At 44.0% G+C, this 17089-nt stretch carries 15 protein-coding genes; 5 read left to right on the top strand and 10 right to left on the bottom strand.

Annotation, left to right across the window (positions count from 1 at the left end; all coding sequences use genetic code 11):
- The first annotated feature begins 149 nt into the window (after nt 1–149).
- Complete coding sequence (locus LZD49_RS34760) at nt 150–782, top strand: site-specific integrase (RefSeq protein ID WP_234673161.1); 633 nt, start codon at nt 150–152, stop codon at nt 780–782.
- Between the two features lie 301 nt (nt 783–1083).
- On the opposite strand, the gene LZD49_RS34755 is transcribed toward LZD49_RS34760, so the two are convergent.
- From LZD49_RS34755 to LZD49_RS34740, 4 genes are all read right to left on the bottom strand, one after another.
- Nucleotides 1084–1404: a helix-turn-helix domain-containing protein gene (locus LZD49_RS34755; protein ID WP_234673159.1), complete on the bottom strand. Its 321-nt coding sequence runs from the start codon at nt 1402–1404 to the stop codon at nt 1084–1086.
- A 181-nt stretch (nt 1405–1585) separates the two neighbouring features.
- A complete protein-coding gene (locus LZD49_RS34750) occupies nt 1586–2143 on the bottom strand; it encodes an antirestriction protein ArdA (RefSeq protein ID WP_234673158.1) in 558 nt (185 codons plus the stop codon).
- A gap of 923 nt (nt 2144–3066) precedes the next feature.
- Nucleotides 3067–3702, bottom strand: coding sequence for an FISUMP domain-containing protein (locus tag LZD49_RS34745; protein WP_234673156.1), 636 nt, complete (start codon nt 3700–3702; stop codon nt 3067–3069).
- 145 nt (nt 3703–3847) lie between these two features.
- Nucleotides 3848–4534: a hypothetical protein gene (locus LZD49_RS34740; protein WP_234673154.1), complete on the bottom strand. Its 687-nt coding sequence runs from the start codon at nt 4532–4534 to the stop codon at nt 3848–3850.
- A 564-nt stretch (nt 4535–5098) separates the two neighbouring features.
- On the opposite strand from LZD49_RS34740, the gene LZD49_RS35930 reads away from it, so the two are divergent.
- From LZD49_RS35930 to LZD49_RS34730, 3 genes are all read left to right on the top strand, one after another.
- Nucleotides 5099–6667 (top strand): ABC transporter permease, encoded by a 1569-nt coding sequence (locus LZD49_RS35930; RefSeq protein ID WP_310590529.1) that lies wholly within the window; start codon nt 5099–5101, stop codon nt 6665–6667.
- A gap of 18 nt (nt 6668–6685) precedes the next feature.
- Complete coding sequence (locus LZD49_RS35925) at nt 6686–7516, top strand: FtsX-like permease family protein (RefSeq protein ID WP_310590528.1); 831 nt, start codon at nt 6686–6688, stop codon at nt 7514–7516.
- Between the two features lie 158 nt (nt 7517–7674).
- A complete protein-coding gene (locus tag LZD49_RS34730) occupies nt 7675–8022 on the top strand; it encodes a hypothetical protein (RefSeq protein WP_234673152.1) in 348 nt (115 codons plus the stop codon).
- A 545-nt stretch (nt 8023–8567) separates the two neighbouring features.
- Here LZD49_RS34730 and LZD49_RS34725 read toward each other — a convergent pair.
- Nucleotides 8568–11174 carry an ABC transporter permease gene (locus LZD49_RS34725; RefSeq protein WP_234673150.1) on the bottom strand — a complete coding sequence of 869 codons (2607 nt, stop codon included), beginning with the start codon at nt 11172–11174 and terminating at the stop codon, nt 8568–8570.
- Complete coding sequence (locus LZD49_RS34720; RefSeq protein WP_234673148.1) at nt 11171–11509, bottom strand: PadR family transcriptional regulator; 339 nt, start codon at nt 11507–11509, stop codon at nt 11171–11173. The genes LZD49_RS34725 and LZD49_RS34720 overlap by 4 nt, the downstream gene beginning before the upstream one ends.
- 718 nt (nt 11510–12227) lie before the next feature.
- Between LZD49_RS34720 and LZD49_RS34715 the strand changes: the two genes are divergently transcribed.
- The gene (locus LZD49_RS34715) at nt 12228–13718 is read left to right on the top strand and encodes a serine hydrolase (protein ID WP_234673145.1); all 1491 of its coding nucleotides are present in this window, start codon (nt 12228–12230) and stop codon (nt 13716–13718) included.
- 227 nt (nt 13719–13945) lie between these two features.
- Here the strand turns inward: LZD49_RS34715 and LZD49_RS34710 are convergent, their stop codons facing one another.
- The 4 genes from LZD49_RS34710 to LZD49_RS34695 all read right to left on the bottom strand — a co-directional run bounded on the left by LZD49_RS34710 (nt 13946) and on the right by LZD49_RS34695 (nt 16816).
- Entirely contained in the window at nt 13946–14386 is a 441-nt protein-coding gene (locus tag LZD49_RS34710; RefSeq protein ID WP_234673143.1) for a hypothetical protein, read from the bottom strand.
- A 370-nt stretch (nt 14387–14756) separates the two neighbouring features.
- Entirely contained in the window at nt 14757–15182 is a 426-nt protein-coding gene (locus tag LZD49_RS34705) for a hypothetical protein (protein WP_234673140.1), read from the bottom strand.
- A gap of 348 nt (nt 15183–15530) precedes the next feature.
- On the bottom strand, nt 15531–16139 hold the full coding sequence (locus tag LZD49_RS34700; protein WP_234673139.1) for a hypothetical protein: 609 nt from the start codon (nt 16137–16139) through the stop codon (nt 15531–15533).
- A 317-nt stretch (nt 16140–16456) separates the two neighbouring features.
- Nucleotides 16457–16816 (bottom strand): hypothetical protein, encoded by a 360-nt coding sequence (locus LZD49_RS34695; protein ID WP_234673137.1) that lies wholly within the window; start codon nt 16814–16816, stop codon nt 16457–16459.
- Nucleotides 16817–17089: the final 273 nt, after the last annotated feature.

Genomic DNA, 17089 nt, shown 5'->3' with positions numbered 1-17089 from the left:
TGAATTTCGAATCTGGTCGCTAATTCGCTCAACGACTCTCGTTCTTTCAAGGCTTCAACAGCCACCATTGCCTTGAATTTTGCTGTGAATTTCCTCCGGCTTTGTTTCATTGTTTCATCGGTTTAATGTCAAGTTACTAAACTTAACCGATGGCCTCAATTTTGGGGAGTATTACAGTAGAGGTAATCCCGCTGGAATTCGAGCAGGTCGAGCGTATTTACCGCAAGAAGATGCATGTCGAAAGGCTCGCAGAAGTCCGAGATGCCTTCATCTTCCAGTGCTTCACTGGATTTGCCTATCAGGATATCTATAACCTGACCCGTGACAGTATTGTGCTGGTTGGCACAACCAGGGAACGCTGGTTGGTGCGCAAACGCGGAAAGACACAGGTCGGCGAAATGGTGCCTATCCTGCCGATCGTCGATGAGCTGATCCAGAAATACAAAGATCATCCGTACTGCATCACCTTTGACAAACTAATCCCGGTAAACAGCAATTTTCGCTACAATACCTATTTAAAGGAGATTGCAGACCTGTGTGATATCCGCGACATTACAGGAAGTATCAGAAAACTTGACACCCATGATGCCCGGCATTTCTTTGCAGATATGATGCTCAACAATGGTGTGCCGCTCGAAGATGTTAGCAAGATGCTTGGCCACAAGAACATCCGGACGACGATGAGGTATTGCCGCGTGAGAAAATCCCGGATCAGCGAGAATGTGGCGAAGGTAAGACTGAAGCTATTCTCAAAGACCGGCAGCCTGCGCCGAGTAGCCTAAACAAGCGAAGCCGTGTCCAGGATCGGTCACGGCTTCCTTGTTATTATATGTCTTATCAATAGGTTGAATTTGTGCTCGTCATTCATACTAAGCCCTGTACCAGATCCATGTCCAGGCAAGCTTTTTCCAATTTCGCAAGGGCCTCCCATGATCGTTTAGCCATTTGCGCTGCTGATAATACCTAAAGAAGTCCGTTGCCGGTTTATTTGAAGCTGATTGTTGGCAAAAGTAAACGCTGACCTGATGCCAACTGAGCGGGACCTGGCTACCGAATCCATTCGTTGCTGTGCTGAGCTTTTTTTCATTTGCCCATGGGTGTCTTGAAACGTTCAAACATTTTTTCGATGTCCTGACGATCATAATAAATTACCCCACCAATCCGCATAAAGCCCAGCTGACGGTTTGCGCGCAGCAGTTGAAGTTTACCCGGCGATATATCCAGCAGTTTTCTCACCTCCCTGGATTTGAGCCATTGCTTGGTTTGGGCCGGGCTGCTGGATTTCAGCATTTTTCGCAATTCATCCAGCATATGATCTTTAAACTTTTCTAGATCAGCCAGTGTGACCAGCTGGCCCGCGTAAACAGCGGCATCCCTCTCGCTTTTCTTATCCTCTCCTACCATTGTCTGTTTTGTTTTCGTGTTTGACCATTTCAGAGTGCGCGAGGGAATCGGTATCCATTGCGTTCACTCAACGGCTGAAAATAGTCCCGACTGTCGGGTTTTCTTTTCTCATTGTTCCCCGCGGAATAAAAAGAAGAAAAGCTGCACAATGCCAATCAGCATCGTGCAGCTCAAACATGTCTCAATAGTCTATGAAGATGTGACCATCGTACTCGCTATGACCATCTAGAAATAGGTCCCTTGCGAAGGCTTCATAGTCAAAGTACTGTTCGAGCGCAGCTGGCACGCCAGACAGCATCCCTGTATCTTCAACATATTGATAGGCATATTCGAGCGCGGCATCTCTCATCGCGTCTCCAAAATAGCCGCGGTAGTACTCCCTGAAACATTCGAGTTGATCTTCCAACTCATATCCATTGGAGGGCCAGCTGTTAATGTGGTTGCTATAGATCTCAAATGCTTCGGCGGTATCTTCATCCATTTCGCTGATAGCTTCAAAGTATGCGAAAGCAATCTGGTGCAGGCTGCATTCAGAGATGAGAAAGTCCGGTATGTTCTCCCAGTCTTGAAACATCAATTCCGGATCCAGCTCATTCCGGTGGAATTCGAAGCAGTCTTGCAGAAAGTCTTTGAGGTTTTCGTAATCTGAAAGGTCAAACCATTTACCAAACAGTGAACCGTTGTTGTATTGACCATAAGTACCAACGTAGATTCGTGGAGCTTTCTCGAAATCGTTCATGATTGAAAGGCATTTAAGTAGCTAAAGCCCTAGCTTCGTGCACAGGGCAATCGCAGCCTTCCACTCAAAGAAGAAATGACGGGGCGAAGCCCTTTGGTGCAAGCCCATCCGGCGGTTTAAGGTGCGGCGGGCAAATGCGAGTTTAGCTAAAAAGCCGGATGACGGAGTGCAGGCTTGCAGCCGTCATTTTTTGCTTTGTAACTTTCGTTTGCGCCGGTCACAGTCTAAGTAAATTCAAATTATAAATTCTCATACAACTCATGCGAGGGCAAAATATGAGACGTTGATATATAAGATGACAATTTGAGACAGAAGCAATCATCTGTTGTTGTTTGGCTGACCTGTGTGAACTTCAGGACTCTTTTGCACGAAAATTTTAAAATTAAATTGCCCTGATATAGGCTTTACGACTGGCAATTGAAGGGAAAAGAAATCCAGGACAAGGCAAAATACTGCAATACGGTTTGGGTCCGCGTCGGTAAAGCTGCCATGGAGGGCCAAGCCAGAAGGCAAAAGAAGAAGCGATTCACCCGGTGCAGCTGCCGATCCGGAACCAATGGGAAAGTAATCGGTGTCTCACTGAATGGCAACTACATAGCAGTTGGGACAAGGTTGGAATAGTGGTTGATTCTCAGTATCTTTCTTTAGAAAACTACATGGCTATGAAAAAGCTACTTCGCTGGATACGCATAATTATATTCTACCCTTTCCGGTTATTTGGTATAACAAACGGGCGCAGGATCATTTATAAATCGTTAGATGTAGAACCATGAAAAACAAGATCGTAAGCTGGCTCGTATTTATACTTTGCTTTCCTTTCTATGTGCCTATGAGATGGCGTAAATAAAGGAAAGTGTTTTTGAGTGATATTCAGGGAAGTGTCGTAACTCGACATAGTCGTTGCAAAAAGCTAATGGCTTGCCTTAATCTCGGACCAAACGAACTGAGATTCCGACAGAAACTTGAACATCCCAACGGAACGCTTTTTTTAAATTTTGTTTATTGCTACTTGGAGGGCCGCCATAGTGAAAGTTCCACCCCCAGACTTTATCAACCGAATTAGTAAGTGTGGACGTCCAAAAGATACCTAAAACACCTTGGGCAAAATAACTGCCATCAGGTTTCCGGTGACCTCCTGCTGGCGCGTCGAACCCGCTGCTATTTGTACCGTTACCGTCCTCATTCCAGCCTTTGGTGCTTTTTAACGCTTCACCGGCGCTGTCCTTGCCGCCAAAATGATTCACAAGAATAGCCCATTCGCTATCCGTCGCTAAATGCCAGCCGCCGGGGCAGGCTTTTTTCGCTGCCTCCCAGGTGTAAAGCAAGCCCAGCTCCTTCCGATTATTTTCATTATCATCATAAGCATAGCTGCCTTCCACTTTATAGTTCAGGTTTTGTGCCAACCAGGTGACGGTTTTGCCGGTTGAGTCTTCCTTAAAGCTCATCGTTTTATACGTTTGACCATCGCGCGAGTCAGTGAAGGTGCCGGTAGATTGGGCAATTCCTACTTGTGTCAAAAACAAGGCAGCAAGCACGGTAAACATGTATTGTTTCATCATTGTTGTTTCAGATTAAAGGTTCAGGAAAAATTTGAACAAGCATTGCAGGGTTTTTTCAGCGGATCATCAGGATAATTTTTATTGCCAACGAATAACGCTGTTGATTTTATTTGCGAAAACACATATTGTGACGTGTTGCTACTGTTTAGTTATCTGCATCTAAGTATGAAACAACCCTTTGAATATCAAGTAAATTTGAAAAGTCTATGGCAGTGGATCTCAGATATCTTTTTATATCCTTATTTTTTTTAGCATAAAGCTTAAAAAGGCTTTTTTGTGAAACTAATGAAATAATACCGTTAGAATCGACGAAATGATATGTTGTTTTCAAACGGCGCTTCAATGGTAAGACAGTGTTTTGCCAGTGAAATTCACTGTTGGCATTAGAAATATAGAGAGAGGTAGGTATTGAAGAAGATGGGTTGTCTAAATATTTTTGGGACGAAGTAGATGCCGGATTAGTATTATCAACATACTTGGTGATCATGCCAATTCTACCCTGTGAGAAAGCAGATACAATTTCTAGGTCATTATCTTCATCTTTGGGAGCAAGTATAAACTCGCATCCACTTACTATTATGCGATCTATCAAATACTTATTAGTGAGCAGAAGTGTGTCACCATGACCATTGATAAACTGTAATTTACCGAATCCTAAGTGATAATTCACTAATACTTTACGAGACGTTTTATTTCGAAAGTAAATGACACTTTCTCTGAAGTTTTCAAACCTAAAAGCATGAAATACACTATCGACACTCTCAGGCACATTTGTTGGAGCAGGATATTTGAGTGATCCAAATAACAAAAGAGACATTAGAACATTTATCATACGCTTGTTATTATTTGCATAAGTTATTGACTATCAAACAAAAGATGCACGTTTAAGCCTTGTATACTCTATTGTAGATAAAAATTTTATCGTTAGGTGCAATGCAGATCTGGAACTGTCAACAGTTACCTCGTACCGCAGGCAACATCATTTACATCACCTGAGACAACCGCTGTTAAACAAACCTAGCACTGCAAAAAATCACCGTTAAAACGGTGCAAAACATTTCTAAAATTCACAGACAGTAGTACCCCAACCACTTAAAAACAACCTATACTAAATCTCATACTTTTCTCTTTTCATTTCGACCCCCTATAGAAGCGGACACTTCTTCGTGTAAATTGTCCAAAATCGTACAGTTATCATCCGTCATATGGCGATTAAAGCCAATAGGCTGGTTTTGTAACTATGGTACAATAGTTGAACCTATCAACTTGATAAATCCAATTAACCGACTATCATGCTACAAAACTACTTTAAGACCAATTGAGGTAGTCTGACGCCCGGGTTGGGTAAAAGCTAGAAAAAAAACCTATAGTATACACGCAGCTTGAAACTACACTCATGTTTAAAAACAACATCAAAATCGCTCTCCGCAATCTGGTCAAGAACCGGGTGTATTCGGGAATAAACATTGGTGGCTTAGCCGTCGGAATGGCTGTGGCGATGCTCATTGGGCTTTGGATTTATGATGAGTTCAGTTTCAACCAATACCATCCGAATTACGACAGCATTGCGAAGGTGATGACCAAAGGAAACTTTAACGGAGATGCTTTTGCCACATCAGAATTGCCACGACCACTGGAAGCAGAACTACGTAATAAATATGGCAGCGATTTTAAGAGCATTGTTATGTCACGCTCAGATGAGAATCATATTTTATCAATAGGCGCAAAAAATATTTCGCAGGTTGGCCGGTTCATGCAAGAAGGAGCGCCGGAAATGTTATCGCTGGATATGTTGCAGGGCACTTATGGCGGCTTGAAGGATATGAATTCGATCCTGCTTTCCGCTTCGGCGGCAAAAGCACTGTTTGGTGATGCAGATGCGCTGAATAAAACGCTACGTATCGATAACCAAATGGATGTTAAGGTTACGGGTGTATATGAAGACCTTCCCTATAATACAGAATTCAGTGGCACGCAGTTTCTTTCTACGTGGGACCTTATGCTGTCCAATAACAAATGGATGCGGGATGCTGCCAACCAATGGGGTAACAGTTCCTTCCGAATGTATGTGCAGTTGCAGCCCAACACGACGATGGAAGCCGTTTCAGCCAAGATTAAAGGTGTTTGGCAGGCACATGTGAGTGAAGAAGACAAGAAATACAACCTACAGGTTTTTTTAAACCCGATGAGCCGCTGGCATTTGTATTCAGAATGGAAGGGCGATGTGAATACAGGCGGTCGCATTGATTATGTATGGCTGTTTGGTATTATCGGTGTATTTGTGTTGCTGCTGGCCTGCATCAACTTTATGAATTTAAGCACCGCGCGCAGTGAAAAACGGGCAAAGGAAGTAGGTATTCGTAAAGCAGTTGGTTCATGGCGTGGTCAGTTAACAACTCAATTTTTAAGCGAGTCTTTTTTAACAGTCACCATCTCCTTTTTTATCGCCATCCTTCTTTCAGCAATTGCCTTGCCGTGGTTTAATGAACTGGCGAACAAGCGTATGACTATTCCCTGGCAAAACGCTTACTTCTGGCTCATCAGCGCGGCCTTCGTTGTCGTTACCAGCTTATTGTCAGGCAGCTATCCTGCGCTTTATTTATCTTCGTTCAACCCCGTTACCGTTTTAAAAGGAACATTTACGGCGGGCAGGTTTTCATCGCTTCCGCGAAAGGCATTGGTTGTCACACAATTCACGGTATCCATTGCCCTCATCATCGGGACCATCATGGTCTATCGGCAGATACAATATGCCAAGGACCGACCGGTCGGCTATAACAGGAATGGCTTGCTGATGATAGAAATGAAATCGCCCGATGTGAAAAATAAATTCAGTGTGCTGTACAACGAACTGAAAAGCGCAGGTATCATCGAGCAGATGGCTTGTTCCAACAGTCCGCTAACAGGCGTATGGTCAAACAACAGCGGGTTTGAATGGAAAGGCAAAGACCCCAACAAAACTTAGGGATTCGGTACAATATGGGTGACGCACGATTACGGCAAAACGGTAGGCTGGCAGTTTGCCGCAGGGCGGGACTTTTCAACACAATATGCAACGGATACCGTAAGCGCGCAGCGTAGTCCTAACGCAGTTTACAGTATTATAGTAAATGAAGCGGCTGTAAGATACATGGGTTTAAAAAACCCGGTTGGCGAGTTTATAAAATATGAAGGCCTTCATTTCCAGATAATTGGCGTAATAAAAAATATGCTGATGGAGTCGCCGTTCGAGCCTGTAAAACAAATGGTGTACATAGCCAATTACGACCAGGCCAATACTTGGATGACTGTAAGGCTTAATCCTACCGTAAGCATGAGGGATGCTTTGTCTAAAATGGAGACGACCTTCAAACACACTGTGCCTTCCGTGCCTTTTGATTACAAGTTTGCCGACACTGAATATGGGTTAAAATTCGCGGCAGAAGAACGTGTTGGTAAGCTGGCTTCTGTATTTGCAACGCTGGCTATTTTAATTTCCTGTCTGGGTTTGTTTGGTCTTGCCTCCTTCATGGCAGAAAAGCGCACCAAAGAAATCGGTGTTCGCAAAGTGTTGGGTGCTTCAGTTCTGAATGTATGGGGATTGCTCTCCAAAGATTTTGTAGTGTTGGTGCTTATCGCGTTTGGCATCGCTACGGTCATCGCCTATTACTTCCTCAGCGGCTGGCTTCAGAAATATTCGTACCATACCGAAATTTCCTGGTGGATTTTCGCAGTTTCAGGCGTGGGCGCTTTGCTCGTTACGTTGCTGACGGTGAGCTATCAGAGCATCAAAGCGGCTTTACTAAATCCGGTGAAGAGTTTGCGAAACGAGTAAAAAGCCCCTAAAGGCGGGTGCCACCCCAGCCCGATGGGTGCTTCATCGAAGCGTTCCCGGCAGTCATTCCTATCCATAAAATCGTTTGTGAATTCACTCGTTTGACAAGTCCGCAACGATTAGAAAAGCTACGGCACCTATTTATAAAACCTGATCTGATGCATTTTAGCTACTTGAAACGCTTCATCTTTGGCCGTTCGTGGCGTGCCTGTTTGTTCCTGATAGCGGTGTTCTATCCACTTGGAGCCGCTTTTTACTGCACTATAGTTGTCTTGTCGGATGCGAAGCGGACGCTGTTTTTTAACAACGAGGATTACTCCAATCCGGCAACCCGCCTATGGTTTCTGCCAGCCACCAAAAAGTATTATGGGTGTATGTATCTGGGATTCAACGACGGCTGGGCGCAGGGGGGCCTCAATCAGTACGGACTGGCTTTCGATTGGGTGGCCGGAGCAAGAATTTTGGTTTTAAATCCGCTCTGGCTGATCGAGAAGAGTAATACCTAACCTTATAGTTACTTAGGGCCGTTTTTCGCCCATTTGTAAGAAAAACCTCCATATTAAGTAGCGAGGATTGTTAAGCACATCATTCATTAGCTGAGCATGAATGGTGTGCTACTTTTCCAAAGATCCTTTACAATACATGTCAACCGCAAAGCTTGCCACTAATTCTGATTTTAATGCTTCGAACTTTCCAAGCATTAAAACAGGATTTAAAAGGGTGATTCTGCCGAATTTCGCCAATCTGCGAACCCTTGTAAGGCCTTTTTTCGTAATTGTCACCGCACAACCGAAATTTTGACATGTCAATCCAATCCACGGTTATGCATTGCGGGCTAACTTTTCATCATCCGCTATTGCTTCATCAACCTCTGTTTGGATTTTTATGAGCACACTTAAAGGAGGCCGTCTCCCTCAATGCCTCGGCCGATGAAACTAGTAAATGACAATTCAAACTGTTTTGAGTTAACAAGGCACTTTTGGCAGCCGCTAAACTGCCCATTGGGCTTGAAGACGAGGGGTGTCCGCAGCAGGAGGTCAACGGTTACAGTTTATTCACTACGCAAACTTTTCACCGGGTTCACCAGTGCTGCCTTAATACTTTGAAAACTAACTGTCAGTAAAGTTATACATAATGCCCCCAAGCCTGATGCAGCAAAAATCCACCAGGAAATTTCAGTTCGATAGTAATATTTCCGTAGCCAGTCATTCATGAAATACCAGGCGATGGGTATAGAAATTAGGCAGGAGATCAGGATGAGCACAATAAATTCCTTGGAAAGAATCTGGAACAGATTGGCAAAAGACGCACCCAATACTTTGCGGATACCCATTTCCTTGGTGCGCTGCTCGGCAGTGAATGAAGCCAGCCCATACAATCCCAAACACGAAATAAAAATCGCAATGCCGGCCAGGATTGCAGCGAGCTTGCCTACCTGGTTTTCGGTAGCAAATTTTTTATCAAATTCCTGATCCACAAAGCTGTATTCAAACGGCATCGAAGGATTATATCTCTTGAAAATAGCATGAGCTTCTGCCAGGGCCTTTTTTAAGTCACTACCTGGTTTGAGCCTCAAAAAAATGTTATTGACTGCTTCGGGATTGAACAAAATCGCAAGTGGATAAACGGGCTGGTACGGATCTTCCAGGATCAGATTTTCGACGATACCGACGATGGTAATAACCCGGTCGCCGGAACGCATGGTTTTACCAACCGGATCCTTGTAACCAATCACTTTCAGCGCTGCCTCATTCAAAATGACGGCATTGGAGTCGGTTTTGTATTCTCTTGAAAAAGGTCTTCCCTGCATGAACTTCAATCCAGCCGCTTTCTCGAAATCCCATTCGGTCATCAATGCATCGAGCGCAATATCGGAACCCGGCTCTTTTCCCGTCCAGGAGAAATCGCTCCACCGGTTGTAAATACGCGTCATCGGCTGGGAAGCTTTGGATACCGCCTCGATAAAACCGCTGTTGAGCAGGTCTTGTTTGAGCGGCACAAAATTCTTGGTGAGGTCCTTAGAAGCATCGATCGAGATCAGGTTGTCGGTCCGATAGCCTACCGGTCGGTCTCTGGCATAGCTGATTTGCTTGTAAACAATGACCGTACTGATGATCAGGCCGATGGAAACAGCAAACTGGGAAACAACCAGCACTTTCCTCACGTTGATGGACCTGTTTCCAGGACTGAACTTGCCTTTTAAAACCAAAACAGGCTTGAAAGAGGATAGATAAAAAGCCGGATAACTACCTGAAAGAACCCCGGTAAACAAACATATCAACAACACTGAGCCCAATAAATTGAAATTATTCAGGTCGAAATGGACATTCTCAAACCCAAGGTCTTTGAGTTGCGGCATGATCAGCTTGATCAGCAACAGCGAAACCAGGAACGCAATAAAAGCGGTAAGTACCGATTCACACAAGAATTGCAGGACCAATTGGTTATGTGCAGATCCTACCGCTTTGCGGACGCCGACTTCTTTCGCCCTTTTTTCCGAGCGCGCCGTCGAGAGGTTCATGAAATTGATGCAGGCAATCAATAACACTACAATTCCAATAATTCCAAATAACCGGACATAGACAATTTTACCACCTGTGTTGACCCAATTGACATAGTTACCACGCAAATGCCATTGGCTCAGCGGATGTAAGAACAAGGTCTGATTTTTAATGCTTTTGTCCTTCTGAACATTCAGCGGGCCAATTTTTTTGGAAAAAGCCTGCATATCCGAACCTTCCTTCAGTTCGACCACCGTCTTTAGAAAATTGTTGCCCCAGTTGGTTTTGTTGTTTTTTAAAAAATCAGAAACCGCTACGCCAAATTCGAAGGGTACCAGGAAGTCGAACTGGATCGAAGAATTTTTGGGCAAAGCTTCTGCAATTCCGGTTACCTGGATGTCATAGGCATTGTCCAGTTTGACAATTTTCCCAATCGGGTTTGCTTTGCCAAATAATGCTTTTGCCAGAGCGCGGGTCAGGATAATGGAGTACGGATCCTTCAATGCAGTTTTTGCAGTACCCGCTGTAACAGGAAAGTCGAACATTTCCAGGAAATCCGGATCGACAAATGCGCCGTCTTTGACAACCAGGCTATTCCCATTCGCCGACAAACTATGCTGGCTGCCCAGATCCATCCGCGAAATCCGTTTCACTTCCGGGTAATTGTTTTGCAGCTCATAAAACAGGGGCAAAGGCGTAACTTCCTGGCTCTTTTTCTGACCATTAAATAGCGTATGTTTCATGACCAGGGCGATTCTGTCACCGTTTGGGTGAAATGAATCAAAACTCATTTCATACTGGACCCACAAGCCGATCAAAATAGCAAACGCCATTCCGACGGCCAGTCCGCCAATATTGATAAAACTGGTAACCTTCTGATTAAAAAGGCTACGGAAGGCGAGTTTGAAATAATTACGTATCATATCTGCGCTAAATAGATGAGTGGAAGAAGAAGTCTTAGGTTTACGCTTAAAGGCAAAGGATCGTACAAAACCTAACGCCTCCCGGATGTATTGCCGCCGGGCCTGCTGCTCACCCAGCAAGTTTAACCTGCGTTGAAAACGTTCCTGCAAATCACCCTCTATCTCTTCAAACAGGCGTTCATCGCAGAAGTATTCTAGCAGTCGCTGTGCCCAACGTGGTGGTTGCGTTTTCATATGCCCAATCCTTGTAAAGTTTTAGGCAAAATGGACTCCCACAAACGGTTACGGGTTTCACGTATGCCTTGCAAGGTCCGGTGGCCAAGCACTGTAACAGAAAACAATCGCTTCCTGCGGCCTCCACGTTCGGCGGTAGCTTCACCCAGTCGGGAGCTAAGCATAGCCTTCTGCTCTAACCGGTGCAAGACAGCGTGTACCGCACTGAGACTGACGCTCCGGCCCGTTTGCTTTTCAAGCTCGTCTGTAATAGCTGAGCCATACGCTCCTTCATGCAGAACCGCAACGGTCAACAGGACAACCTCTTCGAATTCACCTAGCGAGTTTCTTATCATAGCCTATATATTCAACATTTGTAGAAAAAACAATGTGCCAAGAAATGAAAATACTATAAAATACTATGAATTAGCGACTTAAAAATAATCAACCGAACATTTGGTGTCCGAAACCGGACGCCAAATGTTCGGTTAAGAGATGGAGTTCTTTTAGTAGATGGACGGAGAATAGCGTTAAGGTAAAATGGACCGGCGATCATGACCTTAATGGGCACAAGCCATTATCCTCAAAATGTTCGGCCGGAAAAGCGCCCTCACATTTGGTTTTGTAGCCGCATGCCTTCTTTTTGAAATTTGTGTGTACAGTTAGTGCTCCATTACATAGGGTATATTGAACTTTGATAGTTGTTCATTAGCTCCAAACATATATGTGCCGTTGCCGTCAAAATTTCATTTAAACCACCGCATCCGCGTACGACGATAAACGACAGATAGGAACAAGAGCTACTGACCTAAGGTCGCCGCCTGCCATGGAAAATCTATGGGTGTCGTATTTTGTGTTAGCACTCCCAATGAATCGAATTCGAACGTTAAAAGCGACGATAAAATCGTCGGGATGCATCAACAATAGGGTAAATTGCCCGATAAAGTTGTCACTGCCACATGCTCGCATTGGAGGCAGAATATCCAAGGATTAATCTATTTTATTACTCTTCCTTGTAACGTTTGGAGCCCTCAATCGTCTTGACCTTAGAAAGACTTAATCATTAAGTGTTGTATGGACAAATTTATTTTACTAGTAGGCTCCCTCCTCGTGCTATTTACTCAAACCAGAGCACAAACTGCTAGTGATGACCAACGACTAGCTGGAATTGACACGATGGTAAATCGTGTACTTCGAGATTGGCATGTAGCCGGTTGTGCGGTGGCTGTGGTCGAAAAGAACAAGGTGATTTACGCGAAGGGATTTGGGTATAGGGATCTTGACAATAAATTACCCGTAACACCGAACACTGTTTTTTCCATTGCCTCCTGCACGAAAGCTTTTACAGCCCAGCTGATTGGCACACTTGTCACCAATGGCAAACTTAATATCAATCAACCGGTACACCATTATTACCCGGAACTTGTTTTTAACAATGAGTTATTGACAAACTATGTTACTGTTAAAGATATGCTCACCCATCGCACGGGTTTACCCCGCCATGACTGGCTTACAGCATCTAAGGTGCCCCTGTCGTTGGACAGCATCGTTTACCGCATCCGATTTTTAGAACCCTCAGCCGGCTTTCGGGAGCAACTGAAGTATTGTAACCTGATGTACACTGTACTTGGTGGACTGGTGCAAAAACTGACAGGTAAGACCTGGGAAGCCTACATGAAAGAAAAGATATTAGCCCCCCTGGAGATGAACAACACCAACTGTTTAATCTCTGACCTTACTAAAGCCCCTGAATATTCTTTGGGATATACCGTCAGAAACGATACCCTCATCAAAGGTACCCTTGGCAGTGATGGAGCGAATGCCGCCGGAAGCATGAATGCATCGGTTAACGATATGGCCAATTGGTTAATAGCCTTACTAAATGAGGGCACCTACAAAGGTAAGCAAGTACTCTCGCCGCAGTTTGTTCGGGAAGCGACTTCTCCTCAAATGAGTGCCCCATCCCGGCCTCGATCTGGGTTGCCGGCTTATCCAGATGCCTATTTTGGAGACTACGGCTATGGGTGGAATATTGCCTCTTATCGAGGCCATTATCAAGTAACGCATGGGGGAGACCTCCCTTTATTCTCCTCTACCACTTGTTTCTTTCCAACTGACAGCGTGGGCATTGTGGTGCTGGTGAATAAGTTCGATGCAACGATTTCTGAGATCATTACCAATTGCATTGCAGATAAAATACTCTCGTTGCCTTACAAAGATTGGAACGGCCTTATCCTAGCAAGACAGCCCAAAAACATGACGGTATCAACTTTACAAAGACGGACGGTGGGAAAACCATTAACTCATCCGCCACTGGACTATACAGGCTATTATATTCATCCTGCTTACGGGATGATCCAGGTATTTAATCAAAATGATACACTTCAAGCCATCTACAATGGACGATCTATTTTTTTCAAACACCTAAACTTCGACACTTTTAGAGCCGCTGTTCCAGGAGGCAGGTTACACTTTAGCATGAATACAGAAGGTAAAATAATTTCCGTTTCAGGAGCATTGGAGCCAGAAGTGAACGATATAATTTTTCTAAAAAAAGAAAAGTAGACGGTATTTGCGGCTTTGCGCTACCGTCAACTTTGGCTGACACTTAATTACTTTCCAAAACAGATTATCCTCAGATTTATTCTCAAAATTCCCTCTTATTGAGATACAGCCTGTGTAAAGGCAATGTTCTTTCAGTCTTCCAGTATGGCACTACGGTTTACACGTCAACTATTTCTGGTAAAAAGTCAGTAAGTATTAATGATGACCGAGGTTCGGGAACGCAATAATTATTTTAGTAGATAGGCCCAGTTTGGTGACCTTGAAACAACTTCTCCGTTTTGATAAACTTTCGAGATACTCGCCCAACCGTTACATTTTGCATTATTAATATAAGTTTCCATCTTTATCGTAGCCAAAACCCGGCCATTTAATTCGAAGGAAAATTCTGGATCGTTGGCCCTGCGGGAGTCCTCGATAAGCATTGAAGAAAGAAATACATCTCCCAGCCTGACTAAATCGGCAACGTACTTTTGTTGGTTATTTATTTGGTATGATACCTTCACCCTTGCAGCAGTATCTAAATCGGCAGGATAGATAAGCGCATCATCCATTATTTGGATGGCGATTTGCGAAGGTGGAGCTTGACAATCAACATTATCGCAACCAGCTCCCCAAACCGCTATTGCGAAAATACATAAAAGCCGAGCAACCCAAAACAGTCTATTCATGTTAAAGGCAAAGTTTATTATCTAGACCCAATAATCAAATATTTCGTTGCATGCTTTGAAAATCCGCACTTCCCTTGTACACTCCTTCCAACTTATAAGTCGCCAACTACCCTCATATTCTATTGGTTGACATAAATCAGTTTTCCAACTCCGGGTAAGAGCTGTCGGCTACGGTAGCCTGCAATCATCTAAAATGAAATACTAATATAGACGACGTTTACCTGCTAAGCGTTATCAGGCGCAGGTGTCTCACAAATCGCTCGAACATGAGACACTCTTCAATTACTGATCACGGTTCAAACCAGTCGTACGGATCCGACGTCTTTAGATAGAGCTGCATTCCGAGCTAATTGGAGAAGTGAGATTCAGGCTACACTTTATTTTTATAAGTAAGTGATGGATCATGTATGCGTTCTGAATAGATTTCCTCCATTTTAATAAATAACACCGAATTAGCAGCTACAAAAATGATGACAAACCAAAATCCATAGTAATGGCTAATCCATGTTGAAGCTCCCCAGGTATGAATCATCACAATGAATAAAACAAATATTTTTAATAACCTGTCCGGCAAGTAATAACCAATAATAGCTATCAAAATAGGCCAGGCAGCAGAGATTATGAATATTCCGGAAACATGGTATTTCATGAATGCTGCGCCAACTGGATTTCCTTCATTAGCAGCGTTCAGATTTCCACTCCAATACTCAGCTCGTTGTTTAACAATGGTTATTGTCTCGTCAAATAAACATGCCCAAAAAGCGGGCAAAAGCAAGAGCATTTTAGTTTTTAGCATTCTTTTACGTATATAAGTTTTTGAAAGATAGTAAAAGATGATCTAAACTTCCCAAATAACGTCCCTCCTGGACGCACTGTGCGAATGCGTTCTCCTTGTACTATCCCAAGAACTTTCTCAAAAAGCCAATGCCGTCCTTCCTCCCGTAAAAATCACCTAACATAAAATGAGTTATCCGAAGGCAAATTCTGACAATCTCAGAAAACCCTCCCAAACGAGACAAAGAGGCTTCTTTACCTTTTGATAAAGCCCATTTCAGCAGCTTGCGGATTTACGAAAGAAAAAGTCACAAGTCAATTAGCAACTTGCAAGCTGGGTTTATCAACTAGTACCTCTAAACTAGTCAAATCAGCCGATGGTGATCGGGTTTACTGACGTATTGATGGCTACTAGATGGTCTACTAAGGCCAGCTGCAGGGCGTAGTGTTCGAGGGAGGGTACCTTCTCAGGGGAAACATCATCCGTATAGGTCAATCGCTGCGACCGAGCCTGGTACCGTATCGTAACGTAACTTTGAGTCGGGGCACTTACCTCACTGACGGTCTGTAAAACATCCGATTGGCGCAGCCGTTCTTGCAGGGCTTGATCCTGTGCATGAATAATCAATTTTTTTGGGCCTTGTCCCAGCCAACCTGTTATATAAAATTGCAGGTGCCAGTCTTGGCGACCAGCCACATGAAGGGCCTCAATGATGAAGGCGTTGATCCGGGTGGCACTCTCGCCGGTACCAACCGATTGGTCGGGTGAAAAGGAAACCAGTATGTCGCGACCCCTGTAACGGCCTCGAATCCGGGTCTTTTCTATTTTACCCTCGATGGGTGGGGCAAGAGGGGCCAGCAAACGAGCCGTGCTGGCCTCGGCGATCTTGGCCGCCACCCGCGCCAATAGGTAAAGCAGTGGCAGCACAATCACTAAAATGATTGCACCCAGTTGTGTATCAGATAGTTCAAGCAGCATGGGTCAATTCGTCAGTTAAACTTTGCGGCTAGTAAAGTACGCTAGAACAAATGATTAGCTTAATTGGATGAAGTTGATGAATTATGCTGACAACTACCAGCGGTTCTTCTTCTGTAGCCGCCGAGCGGTTGGAGATGCCTACAGAGCCCATAAAAAATTTGACTGTCGTCTGATACGGAGCTTCTCCCAAAACTCTCGAACGTGAGACTGTATTCCCCGCCTGCCTGTCCAAATCTGGCGCAGATTTCGGACGTATTGTAAGAAAACAAATATTCAAACCTATAAGTAAGAGTTCGCGTCCAATCGTAAGTCCACCTTTATTTTATTTTCACGTAGATCATCAAGAATCCCGCAGTACCCATTACGGCCAAAGTGTCACCGGAAATTGTTCCTGTGTAGTTGAAGCCATCGCTGGTATATACGACTTTTTTCTCATTTAAGGTGTGGGGCCGAATAAGAGCGGTTGACAGCTCGCCATTCCATTTTGACGAAAATGCTACTTCCTTACCAGTTTTGAATTCTAGATAATTAAATAGATCCGGATTAAGAGTTCTTTGCCAAGTTGTTCCCACAAGTTCATTGGTCGGATCGATTATTACATCAGGCTCAATGTTATCCTTTTTGGTGCAAGAGATCAACAAAAGGACGATGGATAGTGAAAGTAGGGTTAGTTTCATGCGGAACTGGTCGTGATGATTTGTGTGATACTGAAAGTTAATTTCAATTTCTCGGCTTATTACTGCAAGTAACTAAATTATATACTTAATTAACAATGTGTCAAAAGCAAATCTATTGGCCATCATACACGTCCAAGGTACTTTTGTCTTAAAAAACGCTTGTTCGTGAGACATTCATTGTAGGCTTCCCATTTTTAGAGTGGTGCGATTTAGACTCAGTTGTTCATTGTGACAGTTAATTCTTCTTTTTTCACGGCATTTTCTTTCAGTAGT

Source organism: Dyadobacter sp. CY261 (genome assembly GCF_021440085.1).
Classification (GTDB): domain Bacteria; phylum Bacteroidota; class Bacteroidia; order Cytophagales; family Spirosomataceae; genus Dyadobacter.
Note: the sequence above shows the minus strand (reverse complement) of the source record. Positions and strands in the feature narration are given on the sequence as shown.

Bases quoted from the DNA above. Each gene is read 5' to 3' on its own strand.
- LZD49_RS34750 (WP_234673158.1), bottom strand. From the start codon at position 2,143: ATGAACGATTTCGAGAAAGCTCCACGAATCTACGTTGGTACTTATGGT.
- LZD49_RS34715 (WP_234673145.1), top strand. From the start codon at position 12,228: ATGGACAAATTTATTTTACTAGTAGGCTCCCTCCTCGTGCTATTTACT.
- LZD49_RS34725 (WP_234673150.1), bottom strand. From the start codon at position 11,174: ATGAAAACGCAACCACCACGTTGGGCACAGCGACTGCTAGAATACTTC.
- LZD49_RS34755 (WP_234673159.1), bottom strand. From the start codon at position 1,404: ATGGTAGGAGAGGATAAGAAAAGCGAGAGGGATGCCGCTGTTTACGCG.
- LZD49_RS34705 (WP_234673140.1), bottom strand. From the start codon at position 15,182: ATGCTAAAAACTAAAATGCTCTTGCTTTTGCCCGCTTTTTGGGCATGT.
- LZD49_RS34745 (WP_234673156.1), bottom strand. From the start codon at position 3,702: ATGATGAAACAATACATGTTTACCGTGCTTGCTGCCTTGTTTTTGACA.
- LZD49_RS34700 (WP_234673139.1), bottom strand. From the start codon at position 16,139: ATGCTGCTTGAACTATCTGATACACAACTGGGTGCAATCATTTTAGTG.
- LZD49_RS35930 (WP_310590529.1), top strand. From the start codon at position 5,099: ATGTTTAAAAACAACATCAAAATCGCTCTCCGCAATCTGGTCAAGAAC.
- LZD49_RS34720 (WP_234673148.1), bottom strand. From the start codon at position 11,509: ATGATAAGAAACTCGCTAGGTGAATTCGAAGAGGTTGTCCTGTTGACC.
- LZD49_RS34710 (WP_234673143.1), bottom strand. From the start codon at position 14,386: ATGAATAGACTGTTTTGGGTTGCTCGGCTTTTATGTATTTTCGCAATA.
- LZD49_RS34730 (WP_234673152.1), top strand. From the start codon at position 7,675: ATGCATTTTAGCTACTTGAAACGCTTCATCTTTGGCCGTTCGTGGCGT.
- LZD49_RS34695 (WP_234673137.1), bottom strand. From the start codon at position 16,816: ATGAAACTAACCCTACTTTCACTATCCATCGTCCTTTTGTTGATCTCT.
- LZD49_RS34760 (WP_234673161.1), top strand. From the start codon at position 150: ATGGCCTCAATTTTGGGGAGTATTACAGTAGAGGTAATCCCGCTGGAA.
- LZD49_RS34740 (WP_234673154.1), bottom strand. From the start codon at position 4,534: ATGATAAATGTTCTAATGTCTCTTTTGTTATTTGGATCACTCAAATAT.